The sequence below is a fragment of the Rothia uropygialis genome (genome assembly GCF_004137765.1).
GTDB lineage: Bacteria > Actinomycetota > Actinomycetes > Actinomycetales > Micrococcaceae > Rothia.
Genome location: NZ_NOIS01000001.1, coordinates 313,971 through 333,665 on the forward strand (window position 1 = coordinate 313,971; position 19,695 = coordinate 333,665).

Here is a 19,695-nt window from a genome sequence, read left to right on the forward strand (position 1 = left end):
AACATTGCATGCCAAGTACAGCCCACAACCACGCGGCGGAGGAACTGCCTGAGGCGGAACGGCAACGACGCACCGGGGAAGCGGTCAACCGCTTGGGGCACTGGTTGCTGTCTTCGACCAAGACCGAACCCGGCTGGGATCAACTCATCGCGGATCTGAAGCCTTCGCGTCGGGAGCCAGGCTCCTACCTCATCCGCATTACTGAACTTCGCGGAGAGCGAGAAGTGACCGGGTCTACCGGTCTGGTCGACGAAGACTCGACAGTGGTCCCGATCTTGCGTGAACTTCGCGAAGCAACTTATACGCGGGCGCAAGGTGCTTGGTTGTCGGCGAGCCTCATTATCCAGGCGGAGGGGTGGCCGGACCCCGAATACCAAGTAGGGACGGACCTCAACTTCGACGAGGAGCCGGATACCTGGGGCCAGGAGTCGCCGCTGGCCGCAGAGGATCTTGTGAGTGATTGGGAAACTTTTCCCCGTGACCGAATCAACCTACCGAAATGGATGGTTGAGCGAACACGAGGATTTCTGCCCGAGGACCAGGCCGCCCCGGCCGCCGAGACTTCTGGTCACGAACAGACACCATCTGTGGCCTCGCAGTTCCACGAGGACGAGTTCTCTGCGTCTGAGCGGCCGAGTGAGGCCGTGAACCCTCAGGTGGAGCGGGCTCTGTCCCATTTCGCACGAAAGCCGACGGAACAGACGATCGCCAACGTTCTGCGGTGCCTCATGGGAGGTGAGGTCCTCCTGGACATATCCGGGTCAGATTTGGTCCCCGGACCCAACGGCGAGCAAGTCGGCCCCGGATCCCAGGTCCGTGTCCAAGCGGTTCTCGGCAATGACGGCAGACGTTCACTGGCCGTGTACCTTCGTGAGGAAACCGCCCGCCGAGTCATCTCCGGATCGGGTCGAAACGCCGAAGACCTGGTTCTCAGGAGAGAACCAGGCGTGTCCGTTCTGCAGAATTTCGTCGCCGACGAGACCCTCTCGGACATCATTGTCGAACCCAACGCGCCGGACTCTTGCCGTATCGAAGGCCCCCAGGTCGAATGGGCCATGAACACACCACGCAACGATGCCGCTAAGAATGCTCTGTTGGGCAAGAAAATGCAGCAACTCATCGGGTCCTTCATGGGACCTGCATCCGTCTTGCTCCTGGGGATGAGGCAGAACGATCAGGGCCTGCATCCCGTCTTCGCCCAGACCGAGGGAGACGAAGACCCTCATACGTTCCTGTTATTTACTTCCGCTCCCGAAGTCGCCGCCCTCGACCCTCGTCTGCAGGTGCGCTCGATCCCGGCCCTCGATGCCATGAGACTCGCGGTGGAGTCCGGAGCGACCGAGGTTATGATCAACGCCTTTGGCCCCAGCGCACGCTTACCGATCGCACAGGTCAAGGAACTGCTGGAGATCGCGGGGCTCCAGGAGAAGTTGCGGGCCAAGAGCTCCTAGGTTTTCTCCGGGAGACGACGCCCGTGACCACGAAGAAGCGGGGCTTCCCACCCTGTGGTGGGAAGCCCCGCTTCGTCTTCGGGCGGTTCAGGCCGCGCTCAGAGGCATCGCGTCATTATGCGCCGGGGACGTCGTCGCCCTCGTTATGCTTGACCGCGGACTCGATGCGTCCGCCGACTTCCTGATCGATGTTCTTCCAGTACTGGATGGCGTTGGAGAGAACCGGTTCCTCGCAATCACCGAGCATTCCTGCGACGGTCTCGATCAGGCGCTCGCGTGCGCCCTCGTCGTAGACCTCGCGGACCAAGGTGTGTGCCTGGCCGAAATCATCATCCTCCGAGTGGAGAGTGTAGGCGGCCCGAACGAGCTCGCCGTCGGATTCCCAGCCATTGTCCACCGGGCCCTGCTCGTCCTGATACGCGCGACCGTAGGAGTTCGGGGCATAGACCGGAGCGTCACCACTGTGGTGGTACTCCATCTGGCCTTCCTTGTCGTACGAATTGGTGCTCACGAGGGGAGCGTTGACCGGCAACTGGTTGAAGTTGGTTCCGATGCGGTTGCGCTGTGCATCCGGGTAGGAGAACACGCGCCCCAACAGCATCTTGTCGGGGGATACGCCTGTTCCCGGAACCGTGTTCGAGGGGCTGAAGGCGGCCTGCTCGATCTCCGCGAAGTGGTTCCGCGGATTGCGGGTCAGGGTGAAACGGCCGACGGGGATGCGCGGGTAGTCCTTCTGCGACCAGATCTTGGTCAGATCGAAGGGGTTGAACCGGTAGGTCTTGGCGTCCTCGTACGGCATGATCTGAATCTCGACGCGCCATGAGGGGTAGTCGCCGCGTGTGATCGCGTCGAAGAGATCACGACGATGGTAGTCACCATCGGAGCCAGCGAGCTCCTCGGCTTCTTCGTTGGTCATGTTCTCCACACCCTGCTCGGTGAGGAAGTGGTACTTGACCCAGAATTTCTCGCCGGATTCGTTGACCAGCATGTATGTGTGGGACGAATAGCCGTTCATGTGGCGCCAGCTGCGCGGCAAGCCACGGTCACCCATGAGGTAGGCGACCTGGTGGGCCGACTCGGGGGAGAGGCTCCAGAAGTCCCACTGCATGTTTGCGCTGCGCAGCCCGGAGTCCGGGGTGCGCTTCTGCGAGTGAATGAAGTCGGGGAACTTCATGGGATCGCGGACGAAGAACACCGGGGTGTTGTTGCCGACCATGTCGAAGTTGCCGTCTTCGGTGTAGAACTTCAGTGCAAAGCCGCGGACGTCTCGCCACGTATCCGGCGAGCCGAGCTCGCCGGCCACTGTGGAGAAGCGAGCCAGCATCGGCGTCTTGGCACCCTTCTGCAGGAACTTCGCCTTGGTGTAGCGGCTGATGTCCTCGGTGATCTCGAGTTCACCGAAAGCACCCGAACCCTTGGCGTGGGGGCTGCGTTCCGGAACACGCTCCCGGTCAAAGCGTGCGAGCTTCTCGACGAGGGCGACATCGTGCAGCATCAGAGGCCCGTTGGGGCCCAATGACAATGAATTGGCATCGGACTCGCGAGGTGCGCCCGACTCGGTGGTCGAGGGCTTCGTCGGATCCGTGGTGCTCTGGTTCGAAACGAACTCAGTCATCTGTGATCTCCTTCTTTTGATGTGCGTGGTTGTGTGGTGATTGCCGGACTCAGTGAGTGGTGAGCCCGGACAGATGTGGACTCGCGGCCGATGCCGCAGAGTGGGGACCGTTCGCATTGGTTTCGGCCCTTTCGGATTGACAATCGGCGCAGATTCCGCGGTAGACGACGTCGGCGGCGATGATCGTCATACCGTGGGCATCGCTTGGAGCCAGACAAGGCGCTTCGCCGACTGCGCAGTCCACGTCCTCGACGCGACCGCAGACCACGCACAGGGCGTGGTGATGGTTGTCCGATGCTCGCGTTTCGTATAGCGCAGGTGTGCTGGGCGGCTGGAATTTCCGCAGTAATTCGATCTCCGTGAGGTCCGCCAAAACGACGTATACGGACTGGACCGTGATATTCGGCAATTCGCCCCGCACGTATTCGACGATGTCCTCCGCGGGGGAATGCTGGTTCTGGTGGACCGCGGACAGCACCGCCAGGCGTTGCTTGGTAACCCGCCGACCATGGGAACGGAGTTCACCGGACCACTCGGCGCGCAAATGGTCGAGGGGGGTGCCCTCGGGCGCGTTGCTGGTATTTGGCTGAACCGTTGTCATGTTCCTCAGTCTAGCGTTATTTTGAGTCGCTCACAATAAGAATTCCCTGTGGAAAATCATCGTGTTCACGTGTGCCCAAGCCAAGTCCGGATTTGGCAAGCCGTCCGGTTGGCCTTTGGAAAACACAGTCGTTTCAGGGCGCGAAGTGCTTTACAGTTGAACCATCTCGAGTCCCTGGGCGGATATTGCGCCCAGGGCTCAGCGCGCCAGAACCCACGGCCACGCAAGGAGATGCGCGGAAACATGCACAATCATTTCAATGGACTCAAAACCGTCCTTCTCATGGGCGGGATGTTCGGCGTCCTGCTCGCGGTCGGCGCCGTCCTCTCTGCGGGTAGCGGCAGCAGCATCTTCATTTGGTTGTTCGCCATCGGCGGCCTGATCGCGACCGCTGTCAGTTACTGGAATAGCGACAAGATCGCTATCGCGTCGATGCAGGCGCGCCCTGTTTCGAGAGAAGAAGCGCCGGGCATGTACCGGATCGTCGAAGAGCTCTCGTCCAAGGCGAACCAGCCCATGCCCAAATTGTTCATCGCGCCGACGATGTCGCCCAATGCTTTCGCGACGGGTCGCAATCCCGATCACTCTGCCGTGTGCTGCACCGAGGGCATCTTGCAATTGCTCAATGAAAGGGAGCTCCGAGGGGTATTGGGCCACGAGCTCATGCACGTGTACAACCGGGATATTCTCACATCCTCGATTTCGGCTGCGATAGCCGGGGTGATCACCTCAGTTGCCCAAATCATGATGTTCTTCGGCGGAGCGTTCGGCGGCCGTGAACGCGGTGGAAATCCCATTGCCGCGATCCTCATGGCGCTTCTGGCGCCTTTGGCCGCGACGATTATCCAGCTTGCGGTGAGCAGAACCCGCGAATACGACGCCGACCAGGACGGTGCTCAGCTGACCGACGACCCGCTGGCGCTCGCCTCGGCGCTCCGAAAGCTTCAGCAGGGAACTCAGCAGATCCCGATGGACCCGGAGAACCAGAGAACGGTCAATGCGGCTCACATGATGATTGCCAATCCGTTCCGCATGGCACAAGCCCAGAATCTGTTTTCAACGCACCCTCCGATGGACAAGCGCATCGCCCGACTCGAGAACATGGCTGGTTATGGCGGAAACGCCCCGCGTTATAACTAACGCGAGGCGCTGACGCCGAAATTCCGGTGATACCTACCGGTAGTTCACGAACTGAAGATCCACGTCGAGGTCCGCGGACTTGAGGGTCGCCATCACGTCTTGGAGATCGTCCCGGGATTTGGACGAAACTCGCAGTTCGTCCCCCTGAATGGTCGCTTTCACGCCTTTGGGCCCCTCCTCCCGGATCAGCTTGGAGATCTTCTTCGCCTGGTCCTGGGCGATACCCTCCTTGATGGAGGATTCGATGCGGTACTCCTTGCCAGAAGCGAACGGCTCGCCCGCGTCGAGGGATTTGAGCGATATGCCGCGCTTGACGAGTTTGGACTTGAATACGTCGAGGACCGCCTTGGCGCGTTCTTCGGAATTCGCTTTGATCAGGATCTTCTCTCCCGAAAAATCGATGGAGGCTCCGACTCCCCGGAAGTCGTACCGCTGGGAAACCTCCTTGGCTGCCTGGTTGAGAGCGTTGGACACTTCCTGCGTGTCGACTTTGCTGACAATGTCGAATGAGGATTCGCTGGCCATGGTGGACTCCTGTCGTCGAGGAATGGGATCGGTTCCAGCTTAAAGCACATGTGCTCCCATGCTCGGGCGGCGTCAAGGTGGCGATGCCGCACTGTGAGACAACCTGGACCGAATCGTTATCGAATCGTCATCTGATTCTGGTGGTCCTCACAGGTACGCGTCCCAAACTGGAATCATGAACACCACCTCGAGATTCAATGGCGGCCCCCGTAGTTCGCGTGCCAACGTCACGAAGCGGTATGTCTCGGATCTGACCACATACCGTTCAACGTCCAACCGCTCGGTCATTATCTCGCATGGTCGCAGGTCCGTCGTGAGTGACGGCGAGGCCGGGCAGAGGCTCGTCAATCCCGAGCTCCTTCATCGGCTCGCCGGTGTCCGTGAAGATCTTGAAGCTTCGCTGGCCCGAGGAGAGATCACCGAGGATCAACTCGAAAAGTTCCTGGCGCGCATGGAGAGTCGGCTTCTGGAAGAGCAGGCAGCATCCTCGACCGCCTAGATTGTGGCGAATCCGTGGCCGGCAGGAGACCCCGACGCGGACCCGAAATAGTGTGGTTGATCACAAAGTCGGCGGAGTGCGGTGGTCGGTTTGTGTATCCGGCGAGACTTTGGGTACTGTTGAACCCGCTCCCGTTGACGGGAGCGCGGTTCCGTACGGTCCTTCTGGGGCCGGGGAATGCTCGGCAGGTTACCCGAGTGGCCAAAGGGGGCTGACTGTAAATCAGCTGGCACTGCCTACGGGGGTTCGAATCCCTCACCTGCCACCATTGTGCGTAAGCCGTGAACTCGATCGTCAGTTCACGGCTTGTCGCTTTTAAACCCCCTCATTGGCTGGGCGGCCTTGGACCAAGCTCGTATGCATATCGCCGCTCTGTTTTTGCTGCCCCGCCGTTCTGTGAGCTATTGGTGAAAGTCTTTGGGTCGCTTGGCACGCAATATGTAGTGTCTACGCCATGGCGACTATTGAACTGACGCAAGAGAATCTCAACGACACGATCGGGAACAACGACATCGTCCTGGTCGATTTCTGGGCCGAATGGTGTGGGCCCTGCAAGCAGTTCGCCCCCGTCTTCGAGTCCGCTTCGGAGAAGTACGAGGACGTCGTGTTCGGCAAGGTCGATACCGAGGATCAGCAGCAGCTGGCAGCTGCAGCCGGGATCACCTCGATTCCGACTCTCATGGCTTTCCGCGAGCAGACGCTCGTTTTTGCACAGCCGGGTGCCCTCAATGGGTCCCAGCTGGAGCAGGTCATCGAGGCCGTCCAGGGCCTCGACATGGACGAAGTCCGCGAGCAGATTGCCCAGGCCGAAAAGGAAGCGGCCCAGCAGGAGGGCCAGCCCGGCGGGGACCCCGGCCAGGCCTGACTATTCAGGGGCGCGTGCGCTCCGGTGACCAAAGACTTCAATCAACCGGCGAGAGACTGAGGGGCAACCCTCGGTCCTCGCCGGGGCTCTTTAACGCCGGAGAGGCCGAGCATCCGCACAACCCGTTGCCGGTTCCCGGCCCAGGGCTTGAGGAGCTCGAGCATGCGAGTGTCGTCCCCTCGCTTTCCTTCCAATGCAAAACAGACACCGTGGGCCATGTGGTAGTCACCTACGCTGACGGCGTCGGCCAACCCGTGTGACCTTTGCATGGCTTCCGCGATGGTCCACGGCCCGATTCCGCGGATTCCTGCTAGCCCGCGGGCTACGGAACCCGGATCTGCCGTCGCGGTCAGACCGATCAGGGCGGGAGCGTTATCGGCGACGCGCCGGATCGCATCGGCCCGGTGCGCGTCGACGCCGGCCCGCCGCCACTCCCACGATGGAATGGACAACCATTTCCTGGGAGTGGGGAAGACCGACATGCCTTCGGGCAATGAGGCGAGACCCGGTGGGCTTGGCGGCGGGGCGGAACCGTTTCGGCGAACGAGCCGTTGCCAAGCGCCTATTGCTTCGCTCCCGGTGACTCGCTGTTCGAAAACGGCCGTGACCGTTTGTTTGAAAACCCACCCCGTGGCGCTGAGCCGCAAACCAGGTTTGAGACGATACGCAGCGCGAGCATGGTGCGGAATAAGCAAAAATTCGGGAGATGCGGCAAAAGCCGACCAGTCGTCGTCGAGCCCGGTGAGGCGTTCGGCTGAAGCCAGGAACTGTTCGACTTCCTGAGGATTCTCGCCCCAGGCGACGACGTCGATCGGCGCGCGAGCCATCAGCCCCGAGGTTGCGACCTGGTCGAGGACCGCGGCGACGCCTGAGCCTTCGTGTTCCGGGATGCGCGCGGTCATGAATACCCGAGTCCGGCCAGGTGCGGATTCCACGTAGACTGTCGGATCGTGCGTCCCACGCCTCAGGACCGAGAGAGTCCGCGCAAGATCCGCGGGTGCCTGAGGTACCAGGCGCCGTTCGGATGCATATACGGTGGACATGCGGTCCATCATCGCATGGCGAATCGCTCTGTTCCGACGCGCCAGGGGCCCGACTCCACGTCATCCACGATGAGTGGGCCTGCCCCGGTTCGCTCCGTGGTTCATCGAATCTCCGTATCGTGGATCGTGCCTCGTGTACCGGGGTGTTGGTCTCCTAGGGTCCTCGCCGCTCTGCTGGGCATTGTTTCCCTGGCCGCCTACGTATTCATGTCCTTGCAGCGGTGGGGAACGAAGCAGGCACGGGCCTGGGACTTGGCTATTTTCGGCCAAGCGGCCACGCGGCCAAGCGGCCAAACGGTATGCGGGTTTCGGCTCGGATCGTGGATATCAAGGGATGCTGCTTCAATCTGCCGGGAGACAATTTCCAACCGACTCTTGTGTTCTCGGAGCCCTGTGCGCCATGTCGCCATCGGCCGCGACGATCGAGACCGCACAGGCGCCGTTGCCGGAGAACGTCGACGCCAGACAGCGCGCGATCCGTGTGGTTCTCGAGGACGCGAGCGTGACCAGTGGTCTCTCGGTTCTCACACACTTGGTCCCTCGGCACGACGTTCGGTGGAGAGGGAGCGAGGGGGCGGCCCCTGAATGCATTTTCTTGGACCAGGTGTAGAGAACCTGGAACGGCTACGGTTCGAAGGGGCCGACAACTGAGGCCGAGGCTCACCTACGGGTCGGAGTACACGATGGTCTTGGGCAACGGTGGGCTCGTGGTGCTCCGGGTGAGCGATACGTCACCAACGAGCGGAAAATCTCGTTCAATACGGTAAAGTAGACATCATTACCGGGATTCCCCGTTTTGTGCCGAGTCAGTCCTGAACTGATAGAAGGACCCGGCCGTTGCATGACGTGTAATAGCTCGCCGCCGTGCTCACCGAAATTCACTGATCTACGAGATCGGTAGAGGTGCGCCCATAGGAGGAACATTCGGTCCTGAAAACTCAGGGCGTGTTCGCGGGCAGATTCAAGGGGACATAACCGGCCGCCGTCCATGAGGGACGGTGCGTGCAACCCCAACCCCATAAGGACCAATTGGTGACTGAAACCAACCAGACCCTGCCCGAAATCTCCTCGAACACCGCTGCCGAGACGGTAGAAGCCGAGGACAACTCCGTAAAATTCACTGATCTGGGCCTCGACGGCCGAGTGCTCGCCTCGCTCGAAAAGGTCGGCTACGAGAAGCCTTCTCCGATTCAGGCCGAGACGATTCCGTTGCTCCTCGAAGGGCGCGACGTCGTCGGTCTGGCTCAGACGGGTACCGGCAAGACGGCAGCATTCGCTGTCCCTGCCCTGTCCCATCTCGCCGAGCTCTCTGATGTGAACGGCCCCAACCGCGACACCCAGGTGCTCGTCCTCGCTCCGACCCGTGAGCTCGCCTTGCAGGTCGGGGAGGCTTTCTCCTCTTACGCGAGCGAGATGCCTGATTTCACGGTTCTGCCGGTTTACGGCGGATCCCCCTACGGCCCTCAGCTGGCCGGACTGCGCCGCGGTGCGCAGGTCGTCGTCGGGACCCCCGGTCGTGTGATCGACCACCTCAAGCGCGGGTCGCTCGATCTTTCGAATATCAAGCACCTGGTGCTTGACGAGGCGGACGAAATGCTTCGCATGGGCTTCGCCGAAGACGTTGAGCAGATCCTGGCGAAAACCCCCAAGACCAAGCAGGTCGCTCTGTTCTCGGCGACCATGCCCAAAACGATCCGCAAACTCGCGGAAAAGTACCTCAATGACCCCATTGAGGTGCGCGTCGAGTCCAAAACCACCACCGCGGCCAATATTCGTCAGCGGTACATGCAGGTCATGCACTCCCACAAGCTGGATGCAATGACCCGCGTGCTCGAGGTCGAGGAGTACGACGGGGTCATCGCATTCGTGCGTACCAAGAAGGAAACCGAAGAGGTCGCTGAGAAGCTCAAGGCCCGTGGCTTCCAGGCCGCGGCCATCAACGGCGATATCCCGCAGAACCTGCGGGAGCGCACCGTGCAGTCGTTGCGTGACGGCCGTGTGGACATTCTCGTTGCGACGGACGTTGCCGCTCGCGGCCTCGACGTCGAACGCATCAGCCTCGTGGTCAACTTCGACATCCCACACGACACCGAATCCTACGTCCACCGCATTGGTCGTACCGGCCGTGCGGGCCGTGCGGGTGAGGCGATCCTGTTCATGACGCCGCGCGAAAAGTATCTGTTGCGCCAGATCGAGAAGGCGACGCGTCAAAAGGTCGAGCCGATGCACATGCCGACCGCGGACGATGTCAATGCGAATCGCCTGCAGCGCTTCGCACAGCAGATCACCGACACCATCGAGTCCGAAGACCTGACCGTCTTCAAGGAACTCGTCGAGAAGTACGAAAACGAGCATGACGTTCCGGCGCAGGATATTGCCGCCGCCATTGCAGTGATCGCTCAGAACGGCCGCTCTTTCCTCGTGGACGAACTGCCGACCAAGACGGCCAGCCGTGGGCGCGAAGAACGCGGCGACCGTGGTGATCGTGGAGGGCGCCCGGAGCGCGGTGGACGCAAGCGCAGTGACGAAGGCCTGACCACGTACAAGATTCAGGTCGGACACGAGCAACGAGTCTCACCCGGCTCGATCGTGGGAGCGCTTACGAACGAAGGCGGCCTCGACGGCTCTCAGGTCGGAAACATCGACATCCGCGGCGGATTCTCGCTGGTCGACTTGCCCGAGAACCTGAACATCAACGAATTCCGCAATATTCAGATCAATGGAAACACGATCGACATTGAACCGGATCGTGGTGGCGGTCAGAACCGAGGCGGAGGCAACCGCGGTGGTTTCCGCGGCGACCGCGGAGGGCGCGGTGGATACCGCGGAGACCGTGGCGGCCGTGGCGGCCCTCGTGAGGACCGTGGTGGCTTCCGTGGCGACCGCAGCGATCGAAACGACCGGGGCGCGCGCAAGGGCGGATTCCGGAAGTTCTAAGACCCTCACCGCCCTGTGAGGAACGGCACTCTGTACGGATTTGTCGGACTATCCGCCTGACTGTATAGTTTTATGTCGTTGCCCCGATAGCTCAGTGGTAGAGCGCCATCTTGGTAAGATGGAGGTCCCGGGATCGATTCCCGGTCGGGGCTCTCATGTTGAGGGCCTGCGTGGAGTATTTGCTTTACGTGGGCGCTTTCATGCTTGGCGGTGTAGCTCAGCTGGTTAGAGCGCACGACTCATAATCGTGAGGTCGACGGATCGAGCCCGTCCACCGCTACAACAAGTCCCGTTCGACTGGCCCAGCCGGTCCGGACGGGACTTTTTGTTGATGTGCCGGTTCACACCTGAACTCTCGGGATTTCTTGTGGGGTTGTTCCGAGGCTTTGGCCGGTCACTTCCATCGGAACGACGAGGCCGGGCGCGGGCGAACACGGACCCCTATGTGCGACAGTTCCGCAGAAACCATGAGTCCAAAGAACCAGTGGTACGAGCTGCCGGTAATGTGGTTTTCGAAAACCATCTACGCACCACTTCAGCAAGGAGCACCATGTCTGAACATCAGGGCATTGCCGAAGACCTTCAGGGGCGTGTTTACTCGAACGCTCCGGTCTATTCGGTGTCCCGGGAAAAGATCCGCGAATTCGCGCGGGCGGTGAAGGCCGAGTCCCGCGCTCACTTCGATGTCGAGTCGGCTCGGGAACTCGGGTATACGGACCTGGTCGCGCCGCCGACTTTCGCAATTATCGTCAGTCAGGCCGCCGATGCCGAACTCATCCAGGATCCAACCGCCGGGATCGACTTTTCACGAGTAGTTCACGCCGACCAGCGATTTACGCATCACCGCGCCATCGTCGCCGGAGACGAGCTCTCAGCAACCGTCCACGTCGACGCCGTCCGAAGCATGGGGGCCGGAGCAATGGTGACCACGCGCGAAGAAATAGTCGACGAGAAGGGCGAACCGGTAGCTACCGCGGTTTCTTCGCTTCTTGTCCGGGGTGAGGAGTAGCCATGCAGAAACCGAATGCTGAGTCCATTGAAAAGGGCCAGATCATCGACAGGCGCGAGATCCAGGTGACCCGGGCGGATCTCGTCCGATACGCGGGGGCCAGTGGTGACTTCAACCCGATCCACTGGAACGAGCGCTTCGCCAGCTCCGTCGGGCTGCCCGGCGTGATCGCTCACGGTATGTTCACGATGGGAGCCGCCGTGCAGATCGTGACCGACTGGGCAGGGGACCCCGGTCGGATCGTCGACTACCAGACCCGATTCACCAAGCCCGTTCCCGTCCCGGACGCCCAGGGGGACCATACGCCAGACACAGGCGGGAACATCATCACTGTGGAAGGCAAGATCGGGGCCGTGGACGCAGACAACGGTACGGCGCGCGTCGACCTCACGGTTTCGGCCCCCGACGCGGAGGGCAAGACCCAGAAAGTTCTGGTCAAGGCCCAAGCGATCGTTCGCTTGTAAAACTTCGCCGTATAACCGGTGCCTCTTGACTGGTCACGGGGCGCTCGTCTGGAATTGAGAACCGACGCGATAACGTGCCGGCCCTTTCCCCTTCAGGGTGTAAGACTCATTCTCGCAGGGGCAGAGGGGCGGCACGTTTATTTTTTCTCGCGTACGATCACACCATCAGCACGCGCTTCGCACGGAAAGAGGCTCGGTTATCAAGGCTCAGCAGATCTCCACGCGCTCCTGGTTCTATGCCGTTCTCGGCGTGTACCTGGCCAGCGGGCTGTCCATTTCCGCTTGGCTCGTGCGCGTTCCCGCGATCGCACAAGAGCTTGACCTCAGCGCAGGCCCGCTGGGAATTCTGTTGTTGTCCCAGACGCTGGGCGCATTCCTGTCCGTATCGGCCTCCGGCATGGTCGTGATGAAGCTCGGCGCGCAGAAGACGCTCTGGTTGACATTCGTCTTCATGATGCTCGGGGGCCTGGGGCTGGCCGTGGGCGTTTCTTTCCTGCACTCCGTCCTCGTTGCCGGAATCGGGCTGGCGCTGTTCGGACTGGGTCAAGCTACCTTCTCCGTCGCGGCCAATGTGCAAGGCGCAGCCGTCGAGCGTGCCCTGAAGAAGCAGCGTATGCCGTTGATGCACGGTTGCTTCTCGGTCGGTACGGTCATTGGTTCGATCGTCGGTACCGCGATGACTGCGATGGACATCTCGGTCTTCTGGCACATGTTGAGCGTGTACGTGGTTGTGATTGCCCTGGTGGCCGTGGCGATGCGTTATACACGCCACGAAGGCGAGGACATCCAACCGGGAACCACCGGCCTGATGGCGATCGTCGACTCCGGCCACGGGAAGTTCTCGGTTCGGCACGCTTGGTCCGAGAAGCGGACCGTCCTCCTCGGGATCTTTGTTCTCGGTATGGCGCTAGCGGAGGGCTCGGCCAATGACTGGGTCGCGTTGGCCCTGACCAATGGGTACGACGCGAGCGCCTCGGTCGGTGCCATCGGCTACGGGCTCTTCGTGACCGCCATGACGACCGGTCGGCTTCTTGGCACCGGACTCCTGAACGTCTACGGCCGCATCATGGTGATGCGGATTGCTTGCGTTCTCGCCGTGATCGGTTTGGGGACGTTCGTCGTCTCTCCGTGGATCGGGCTTGGGATGGTCGCGATTTTTGTGTGGGGCATCGGTGCGGCACTCGGTTTCCCCGTAGGGATGTCGGCGGCCGCGGACGATCCGGTGCGGGCCTCCGCGAGGGTCTCCGTGGTTTCGACGATCGGATACGGCGCCTTCCTGGGCGGCCCGCCCCTTCTCGGAGTCCTCGGGGAAGCCCTCGGAGTCCGCAACGGCCTCGCCGTCGTACTCCTTCTGGTGATCGTGTCCTTGTGCCTCGTGCCGCAACTACGGACACCCGAAAAGGCTCGCCGGCGGACCGCAGAACATTCAGAGGACGACGTGACCGCTCATTGGATCAACCAGCCCGATGCAGACCACTTCACCGAAACGCCGGAATACCCGGCGACGCAGATGAGCATGGAAGAGGCCCTGCGCGAAAGGAAATCCCACGACGGCGCCGAGGAAGAGGAAGACTAGCGCGCCTAGCCCGGTCGGGGATGCACTCGCAGGCTGGTTAGACTGGAGGGCGTGACTGAGACCTTTTTGAGCGAATTGACGACCCTTGGCGTGGGCGGTCCTGCCCGGCGTTACGTGCGGGCAGAAAATGACGACGAGATCGTGAACGCCGTCCAGGAAGCCGATCGTGCGGGGGACCGCGTTCTCGTGCTGGGCGGCGGCTCCAACCTGGTGGTCGGTGACGCCGGATTCGATGGGACCGTCGTGCACATCGCCTCACGCGGCACGGACGTGGTCACCGATGACGACGGCCGCGTGACTCTTAGCAGCGCGGCGGGTGAACCTTGGGACGGGCTGGTGCGTCACAGCGTGGAATTGGGGTTGAGCGGACTCGAAACGCTCTCGGGAATCCCCGGGATCACCGGGGCGACCCCCGTGCAGAATGTTGGTGCATACGGCACCGAGATCTCACAGCATTTCCGTGCAGCCCGCGTATACGACCGCAAAACACAGCAACGGCTGACGTTTACGGGTACTGACCTGGATTTTGCGTATCGTACTTCGAAGCTGAAACGAGAGATCCACGACGGCTCGCCCAGGTATGTTGTTCTCTCCGTGGATTTCGCACTCGAGTCCAACGCCCTCTCCCAGCCGATTCGCTACACGGAGCTTGCCCAGCGCCTAGGCGTCGAGGTCGGGGACAGGGCGGAGGCGACAACAGTCAGAGAAATCGTGCTCGGGCTCAGAGCGGGCAAAGGCATGGTCCTCGACCCTCGGGATCGGGACACTTTCAGTACAGGATCCTTCTTCACGAACCCCATCATCGCGGCAGAGACTCAAGAACAGGTACCGGATGACGCCCCGCGTTACCCGGTGCTCGATCCTTCGGGGCAGGTGGATGAGTCGAAGACCAAGCTTTCGGCGGCATGGCTCATCCAGCACGCCGGTTTCAACAAAGGCTACGGCTTGGAGGGTGATTCCGCGTCCGTCGCTGGGGGACGGGTTTCCTTGTCGACCAAACACACGCTCGCGATCACTAATCGCGGGGGAGCGCGTGCGGAAGACGTCGTTGCGATCGCCCGCGCTGTCCGTGATGGGGTTCGCGAAAAGTTCGGGGTAACCCTTGAAGCAGAGCCCATTCTGGTGGGCACACACCTCTAGTTCAGGGAAATTCTTCTCATTATCCCGGGCAAATCACAGGTGAAAACGAGATACTTGATGTTCAACGCACAAGGATTCGTCGAACATGGCGATTCCTCGCGTTCTGGCTACTAAGCTGGGAACAGGAAAAGCAGGTCCGCGGGGCGTGCGGCCCCGTGACGGGCTCGTGCGGTCACCGCACCGAATTCCGTTCAGGAGCAGGGGGTGCCCCGTGGGAATCGAGAAAGAAATCGAGCAAGGCCAGCGAGAAGGCCGGTTGCATCACGCTTTGAACCGCTTCCGGGATTTCACCGGTCGCCACCCCGTGTTGCGTTTATTGCGCAAGGTAATCGTCTCTGTGGTCGGCGGAGTGATTGTTCTCGCCGGTCTCATCATGTTGGTGACTCCGGGGCCGGGCTGGCTTGCGATCTTCTTGGGCTTGGGGGTTTTGGCGACCGAGTACCCGATCATTCATCGCTTCAACCAGTGGGCCAAGTCAAAGGTCGTCGCGGTGTGGCGCCGATTCACTTCATGGCGAGCCGCGCGTGCGCTCCGCCGTGAGCATGCCCAGGAGCAGAGAGCCCGAGCCCGCATCGCCAAGAAGCAGCACAAGGAATTCTTGGACGCTCAGTTCAGGCGAAGCCACAATTGTGCACCGCACCGTCCGACGAGTTCGCCTGGGCTGGTACTGCCCCATGCACAAGGGCATACACGGCGTATCCGCCGTGTTCCCAAAGTCTAGGGACGCTCGTCCAGAGGCGATGCCTCGTCAATCACCCGTCGTAGCAATGCTTCGGCCTCATTCTGGTGCAAGCCGATGTTCTCCAGATCCGCCAGAAACTTGTGGGTGATCTTGAGGGCCTTTTCTTCCAAGCCGGAACCCGCGCGCACGAAACTTCCGGCGCGCCCTTTCGTTTCGACGACGCCAGCGGCTTCCAGCTCCTTGTAGGCCTTGGCCACCGTGTTATTAGCCAGGTGAAGCGACGCGGCGAGTTTGCGGACCGGTGGCAACCGTGTTCCGGATCCGAGTTCTCCCGTGTGTCTCGCCTCGACGACGCGGCGTCGGAGTTGGGCGTACGGTGGAACCCCCGAGTCCGGGCGAACGGCAAAGAATTCGCGCGCTGCGGCGTCGTCATTCCAATCGATGTTCTTCGGGGCGATCGACCCAGTGTCCTTGGGTTCCTGGTCCGGCACGGTGAGCTCCTACAACGTTCCAGTAGCGATATTCAGCATGCGACGAAGGGGTTCTGCCGCTCCCCACAACAACTGGTCTCCGACGGTGAAGGCCGAAATATACTCCGGACCCATTGCCAGCTTGCGGATACGGCCCACGGGAATCGAGAGCGTTCCCGACGCCGCGACCGGAGTCAGGGCGTCCATGGTCGCTTCCTTCGTATTGGGAATGACCCTTGACCATTCGTTGTCCTGATCGATGATGTGCTCGATTTCTTCGACAGGGAGGTCATCGGTCAGCTTGATGGTGAGCGCCTGGGAATGAGAGCGCATGGCCGCAATGCGCACGCACAAGCCGTCCATGATCACGCGCTCGTCGTCCGAGAGGCCCAGAATCTTGTTGGTCTCTGCGTCCGCCTTCCACTCCTCGCGGGACTGACCGTTGCCCAGGTCCGCGTCGATCCACGGGATGAGAGAGCCGGCCAGGGGCACACCGAACTGCTGCGTGTCCAGATCGCCGGAGCGCTGCTTGTCAAGCGCCTTCCGGTCGATATCCAGGATCGCCGATGCGGGATCGTCAAGCTCTGCGGAGACCGACCCCGCTATGTCCCGAAAGCCCTTGAGGACCTCCCGCATGTGGCGGGCGCCGCCGCCGGAGGCAGCCTGATACGTCATGGCCGTGGTCCACTCGACGAGCCCCTCGCGGAAGAGGCCGCCCAAGCCCATGAGCAGGCAGGAGACCGTGCAATTTCCGCCGACGAAATCCTTGATCCCGCGATCCAGTCCGCGATCAATGACGTCGCGGTTGACGGGGTCCAGGACGATGACGGAGTCGTCATTCATGCGCAGCGTCGACGCCGCATCGATCCAGAGACCGTCCCAGCCGCGCTCCCGCAACTTGGAATGGACAGCCTTGGTGTAGTCACCGCCTTGGGCGGTCACAATGATGGGGAGTTTGGCGAGCTCATCGATGTCGTACGCGTCCTTGAGCGTCCCGCCTTCTGGAACGCCTCGATACTGGGGCGCGGGCCCGCCTGCGTTGGACGTCGAGAAGAATGCCGGGGCGATTCCCTGGAAGTCCTTCTCTTCTTCCATGCGCTTCATGAGAACTGAACCCACCATGCCGCGCCAACCGACAAAACCTACCGAATCTCCGGACTGAAAAGCCATGCTGTCCAGTGTAGCGAGAGTCGCGACATCTGGTCTCATGTGAGTGACATACGTCAATTCGGGATTGTCATCTGCTGAACCTGGTTTCCGGATTCAGGAACAAGAGAAGGAAAGACTATCTCCGGTACTCGAGGAACCGGAAGGGAACGGGCTTCGGTTGAAGCGTGCCGGAAGGATCGGCAACTTTGCCTCGTTCATCTATCCCGCCGGTCGCTTCTTCGACGTGCCACTCAGCTCCCAGCTCCGGAGCCTCGCGGTCTCCCGCGACGTCGATGTCCAGCTCGGTGACCAATACGCGGGTCACTCGACCGTCGAGGACGCCGGCTACAGCCGTCAACTGAAGAATTTGTTCGTAGAGACGCGAACCGCCGATGACCCACAAATCCTCCCCAGACCGGGGAGCTCGTCGGGACGCTTCGAGGGCCTTGGCGAGGTCGCTGGTCCAGAGTGCACCGTCGTGATGGGCGAGGCCGGTCACAGGGTCGGCGGGGGAAGGCAAAGACCGGGTAAGGACGATGTTGGTCCTTTCGGGCAGGGGGCGAAACCGCGCCGGAAAGGACTCCCATGTCGTACGGCCCATGATGACCGGCCCGCCCGAGGTCGCGCGTTTGAAGAAGGCCAGGTCAGAAGGGACCCACCAGGGCATTGAGCCCTGGCGCCCGATGATTCGTCCTCGAGCTTGCGCCCAAATGGCCGATAATCGTGGCGTCGATTCGTTCGGAAAGGTCTCGCTCATACCGCGATAGGAGCCTTGATCGAGGGGTGGGGATCGTATCCCTGAACCATGAGATCTTCGTACTCGTACAGGTCGATCGAGTCACGGTGCGAGATGCTCAACGTCGGGTAGGGCCTGGGCTCGCGGGAAAGTTGTAATTCCACTTGATCCCGGTGGTTGTCGTAGATATGGCAGTCCCCACCGGTCCAGACGAATTCTCCTGGACTCATGCCAACCTGATCGGCAACCAGTCGAGTCAGCAATGCGTATGAGGCGATATTGAACGGAACCCCCAAGAACATATCGGCCGAGCGTTGATACAGCTGGCAGGAAAGCCTGTCCGGGCCTCCCTCGACGGGTTCGACGTAGAACTGGAACAGGGCGTGGCAAGGCGGCAACGCCATCTCGTCGACCTCGGCGGGGTTCCACGCGCTGACAATGTGTCTCCGAGAGTACGGGCTCGTCTTCAACGATGAGATGACCTTGGCTATTTGGTCGATGGATTCGCCGCTCGGAGTCGGCCAGGAGCGCCATTGCGCACCGTAGACCGGGCCGAGATCCCCCTTCTCGTCGGCCCATTCGTCCCAAATATGAACGTTGCGATCCTGCAACCACCGAACGTTGGTCGAACCGCGGAGGAACCACAGCAACTCGAGTGCCACGGCCTTGAACCGAACATTCTTGGTGGTCAGCAAAGGGAACGAGGCCGATAGGTCGTACCGTATCTGTCGCCCGAAAACCGATGTGGTACCGGTCCCCGTACGGTCTCCTCGACGGTTGCCGTGGGCCAGGATGTCCCGCAATAGGTCTTCATAGGGAGTGGGTACGGAGGGAGAGTCAGTCGTCAAAGGGATCAATCTTTTCTACGGAGATAACGCGATCGCGGTGTTTCAGGCTGATGTTGAGTACCAACATCTGCCCGGGTGTCAGGTACGGGTCCTTGGTCGGCAGCGTGTCGCGCAGATCCTTGGGGAGGTGGTGGTTGACCACCTTGAGGATCGTTGGCAGTACCGGCCGATGGGTGCACAGGACCGTCGAATGATGGGATTCGAAAAGTGCTTCCATGAGCTTGGCCGCTTTTGCCGGTTTGCGCTTGTGCTCCGCCTCCGTGAGCCGGTTCTTCTCCTTGATAATCAGCCCATTGGCCTTCGCGTAACCGGCGACCGTTTGCATGCACCGCAGCCACGGACTCGAAACGATTTTTCCTGGTTTCCACGCGTCGAGCAAACGCCAGACGGCGTGCGCCTGTCGTTTTCCCGTCGCGGCCAACGGCCGGTCACTTTCCGCGCGCGACCACGTGGATCGGGGCTTGGCCTTGGCGTGTCGGACCACGATGAGTTGGCGAGTTCGGAGGTCGCCTGCCTCGTACAACTCGAGTAACCGGTCGAGAGGGTACCTGTCGGACGAATTGGTCAGGGCCTCGCGGGCAGCGCTCGGGCTCACCCATTCGAGCCGGTCCACCTCGCCTTTGTCCTCCCGCGCCTTCTTGCCTGCGGGAATCTCCGCGGCCCAGTAGTGGACATCCTTTTTGCCGCGCGAAACCTTGTACGTGGTCTTGGCCAGGGGTGGACCCAGGGTGATCTTGAGACCGACCTCCTCGTGCACCTCGCGGATGGCGGTCTCCGGGATGGATTCCCCATTATCTTGTTTGCCCTTCGGCCATGACCAGTCGTCGTACTTCGGCCGGTGGATGATCAGGACCTCGAGGCCCGCGCTTGTCTCGCGCCAACAGATGGCACCAGCAGCGATGACTGCCGGGGAACTTTTCGAATGGTCTGACATCGAGAATGGAT

Annotated in this window: 20 protein-coding genes and 3 tRNA genes; 14 read left to right on the forward strand and 9 right to left on the reverse strand. The window is 61.2% G+C overall.

The genetic code is table 11. From position 1 onward, the window contains the following. Window positions 1-8: 8 nt before the first annotated feature. Window positions 9-1,451, forward strand: coding sequence for an SseB family protein (locus EWV35_RS01430; protein ID WP_129657499.1), 1,443 nt, complete (start codon window positions 9-11; stop codon window positions 1,449-1,451). Between the two features lie 115 nt (window positions 1,452-1,566). On the opposite strand, the gene EWV35_RS01435 is transcribed toward EWV35_RS01430, so the two are convergent. Both EWV35_RS01435 and EWV35_RS01440 read right to left on the reverse strand, forming a co-directional pair. Next, entirely contained in the window at window positions 1,567-3,066 is a 1,500-nt protein-coding gene (locus EWV35_RS01435) for a catalase (RefSeq protein ID WP_129657501.1), read from the reverse strand. Window positions 3,067-3,115: 49 nt separating this feature from the next. Further along, entirely contained in the window at window positions 3,116-3,667 is a 552-nt protein-coding gene (locus tag EWV35_RS01440; RefSeq protein WP_129657503.1) for a Fur family transcriptional regulator, read from the reverse strand. A 243-nt stretch (window positions 3,668-3,910) separates the two neighbouring features. Here EWV35_RS01440 and htpX point away from each other — a divergent pair, with 243 nt between their 5' ends. Then, window positions 3,911-4,807: a zinc metalloprotease HtpX gene (gene htpX, locus EWV35_RS01445; protein ID WP_129657505.1), complete on the forward strand. Its 897-nt coding sequence runs from the start codon at window positions 3,911-3,913 to the stop codon at window positions 4,805-4,807. A gap of 33 nt (window positions 4,808-4,840) precedes the next feature. On the opposite strand, the gene EWV35_RS01450 is transcribed toward htpX, so the two are convergent. Continuing rightward, window positions 4,841-5,332 carry a YajQ family cyclic di-GMP-binding protein gene (locus EWV35_RS01450; RefSeq protein WP_129657507.1) on the reverse strand — a complete coding sequence of 164 codons (492 nt, stop codon included), beginning with the start codon at window positions 5,330-5,332 and terminating at the stop codon, window positions 4,841-4,843. Between the two features lie 175 nt (window positions 5,333-5,507). On the opposite strand from EWV35_RS01450, the gene EWV35_RS01455 reads away from it, so the two are divergent. The 3 genes from EWV35_RS01455 (at window position 5,508) to trxA (ending at window position 6,696) form a co-directional block, all read left to right on the forward strand. Beyond that, window positions 5,508-5,831: a hypothetical protein gene (locus tag EWV35_RS01455; RefSeq protein WP_129657509.1), complete on the forward strand. Its 324-nt coding sequence runs from the start codon at window positions 5,508-5,510 to the stop codon at window positions 5,829-5,831. Window positions 5,832-6,014: 183 nt separating this feature from the next. Then, a tRNA-Tyr gene (locus tag EWV35_RS01460) sits at window positions 6,015-6,099 on the forward strand. 186 nt (window positions 6,100-6,285) lie between these two features. Continuing rightward, entirely contained in the window at window positions 6,286-6,696 is a 411-nt protein-coding gene (gene trxA / locus EWV35_RS01465; RefSeq protein WP_129657511.1) for a thioredoxin, read from the forward strand. Window positions 6,697-6,737: 41 nt separating this feature from the next. Here trxA and EWV35_RS01470 read toward each other — a convergent pair whose 3' ends face one another. Next, entirely contained in the window at window positions 6,738-7,739 is a 1,002-nt protein-coding gene (locus tag EWV35_RS01470; RefSeq protein WP_129657513.1) for a DNA-3-methyladenine glycosylase family protein, read from the reverse strand. A 400-nt stretch (window positions 7,740-8,139) separates the two neighbouring features. On the opposite strand from EWV35_RS01470, the gene EWV35_RS01475 reads away from it, so the two are divergent. From EWV35_RS01475 to EWV35_RS01515, 9 genes are all read left to right on the forward strand, one after another. Then, a complete protein-coding gene (locus EWV35_RS01475; RefSeq protein WP_129657515.1) occupies window positions 8,140-8,349 on the forward strand; it encodes a hypothetical protein in 210 nt (69 codons plus the stop codon). 419 nt (window positions 8,350-8,768) lie between these two features. Then, a complete protein-coding gene (locus EWV35_RS01480) occupies window positions 8,769-10,676 on the forward strand; it encodes a DEAD/DEAH box helicase (protein ID WP_394342427.1) in 1,908 nt (635 codons plus the stop codon). A gap of 80 nt (window positions 10,677-10,756) precedes the next feature. Beyond that, window positions 10,757-10,828 (forward strand) — tRNA-Thr (locus tag EWV35_RS01485). Window positions 10,829-10,882: 54 nt separating this feature from the next. Further along, window positions 10,883-10,956 (forward strand) — tRNA-Met (locus tag EWV35_RS01490). A gap of 270 nt (window positions 10,957-11,226) precedes the next feature. Then, complete coding sequence (locus tag EWV35_RS01495; protein WP_129657519.1) at window positions 11,227-11,685, forward strand: FAS1-like dehydratase domain-containing protein; 459 nt, start codon at window positions 11,227-11,229, stop codon at window positions 11,683-11,685. A gap of 2 nt (window positions 11,686-11,687) precedes the next feature. Continuing rightward, a complete protein-coding gene (locus EWV35_RS01500; protein ID WP_129657521.1) occupies window positions 11,688-12,149 on the forward strand; it encodes a MaoC family dehydratase in 462 nt (153 codons plus the stop codon). Window positions 12,150-12,399: 250 nt separating this feature from the next. Further along, complete coding sequence (locus EWV35_RS01505; protein ID WP_238654011.1) at window positions 12,400-13,725, forward strand: MFS transporter; 1,326 nt, start codon at window positions 12,400-12,402, stop codon at window positions 13,723-13,725. Window positions 13,726-13,776: 51 nt separating this feature from the next. Further along, complete coding sequence (locus EWV35_RS01510) at window positions 13,777-14,865, forward strand: UDP-N-acetylmuramate dehydrogenase (RefSeq protein WP_129657525.1); 1,089 nt, start codon at window positions 13,777-13,779, stop codon at window positions 14,863-14,865. A gap of 211 nt (window positions 14,866-15,076) precedes the next feature. Then, on the forward strand, window positions 15,077-15,586 hold the full coding sequence (locus tag EWV35_RS01515; protein ID WP_238654013.1) for a PGPGW domain-containing protein: 510 nt from the start codon (window positions 15,077-15,079) through the stop codon (window positions 15,584-15,586). Here the strand turns inward: EWV35_RS01515 and EWV35_RS01520 are convergent. The 5 genes from EWV35_RS01520 to EWV35_RS01540 all read right to left on the reverse strand — a co-directional run bounded on the left by EWV35_RS01520 (window position 15,583) and on the right by EWV35_RS01540 (window position 19,684). Continuing rightward, the gene (locus EWV35_RS01520) at window positions 15,583-16,038 is read right to left on the reverse strand and encodes a GntR family transcriptional regulator (RefSeq protein WP_238654015.1); all 456 of its coding nucleotides are present in this window, start codon (window positions 16,036-16,038) and stop codon (window positions 15,583-15,585) included. The genes EWV35_RS01515 and EWV35_RS01520 overlap by 4 nt on opposite strands. Window positions 16,039-16,047: 9 nt before the next feature. Next, window positions 16,048-17,187: an aspartate-semialdehyde dehydrogenase gene (gene asd, locus EWV35_RS01525; protein ID WP_129657529.1), complete on the reverse strand. Its 1,140-nt coding sequence runs from the start codon at window positions 17,185-17,187 to the stop codon at window positions 16,048-16,050. Window positions 17,188-17,302: 115 nt separating this feature from the next. Further along, entirely contained in the window at window positions 17,303-17,923 is a 621-nt protein-coding gene (locus EWV35_RS01530; RefSeq protein WP_129657531.1) for a dihydrofolate reductase, read from the reverse strand. After that, window positions 17,920-18,750, reverse strand: coding sequence for a thymidylate synthase (locus tag EWV35_RS01535; RefSeq protein ID WP_129657533.1), 831 nt, complete (start codon window positions 18,748-18,750; stop codon window positions 17,920-17,922). The genes EWV35_RS01530 and EWV35_RS01535 overlap by 4 nt, the downstream gene beginning before the upstream one ends. Next, entirely contained in the window at window positions 18,740-19,684 is a 945-nt protein-coding gene (locus EWV35_RS01540; RefSeq protein ID WP_129657535.1) for an NUDIX hydrolase, read from the reverse strand. The genes EWV35_RS01535 and EWV35_RS01540 overlap by 11 nt, the downstream gene beginning before the upstream one ends. Between the last annotated feature and the right edge of the window lie 11 nt (window positions 19,685-19,695).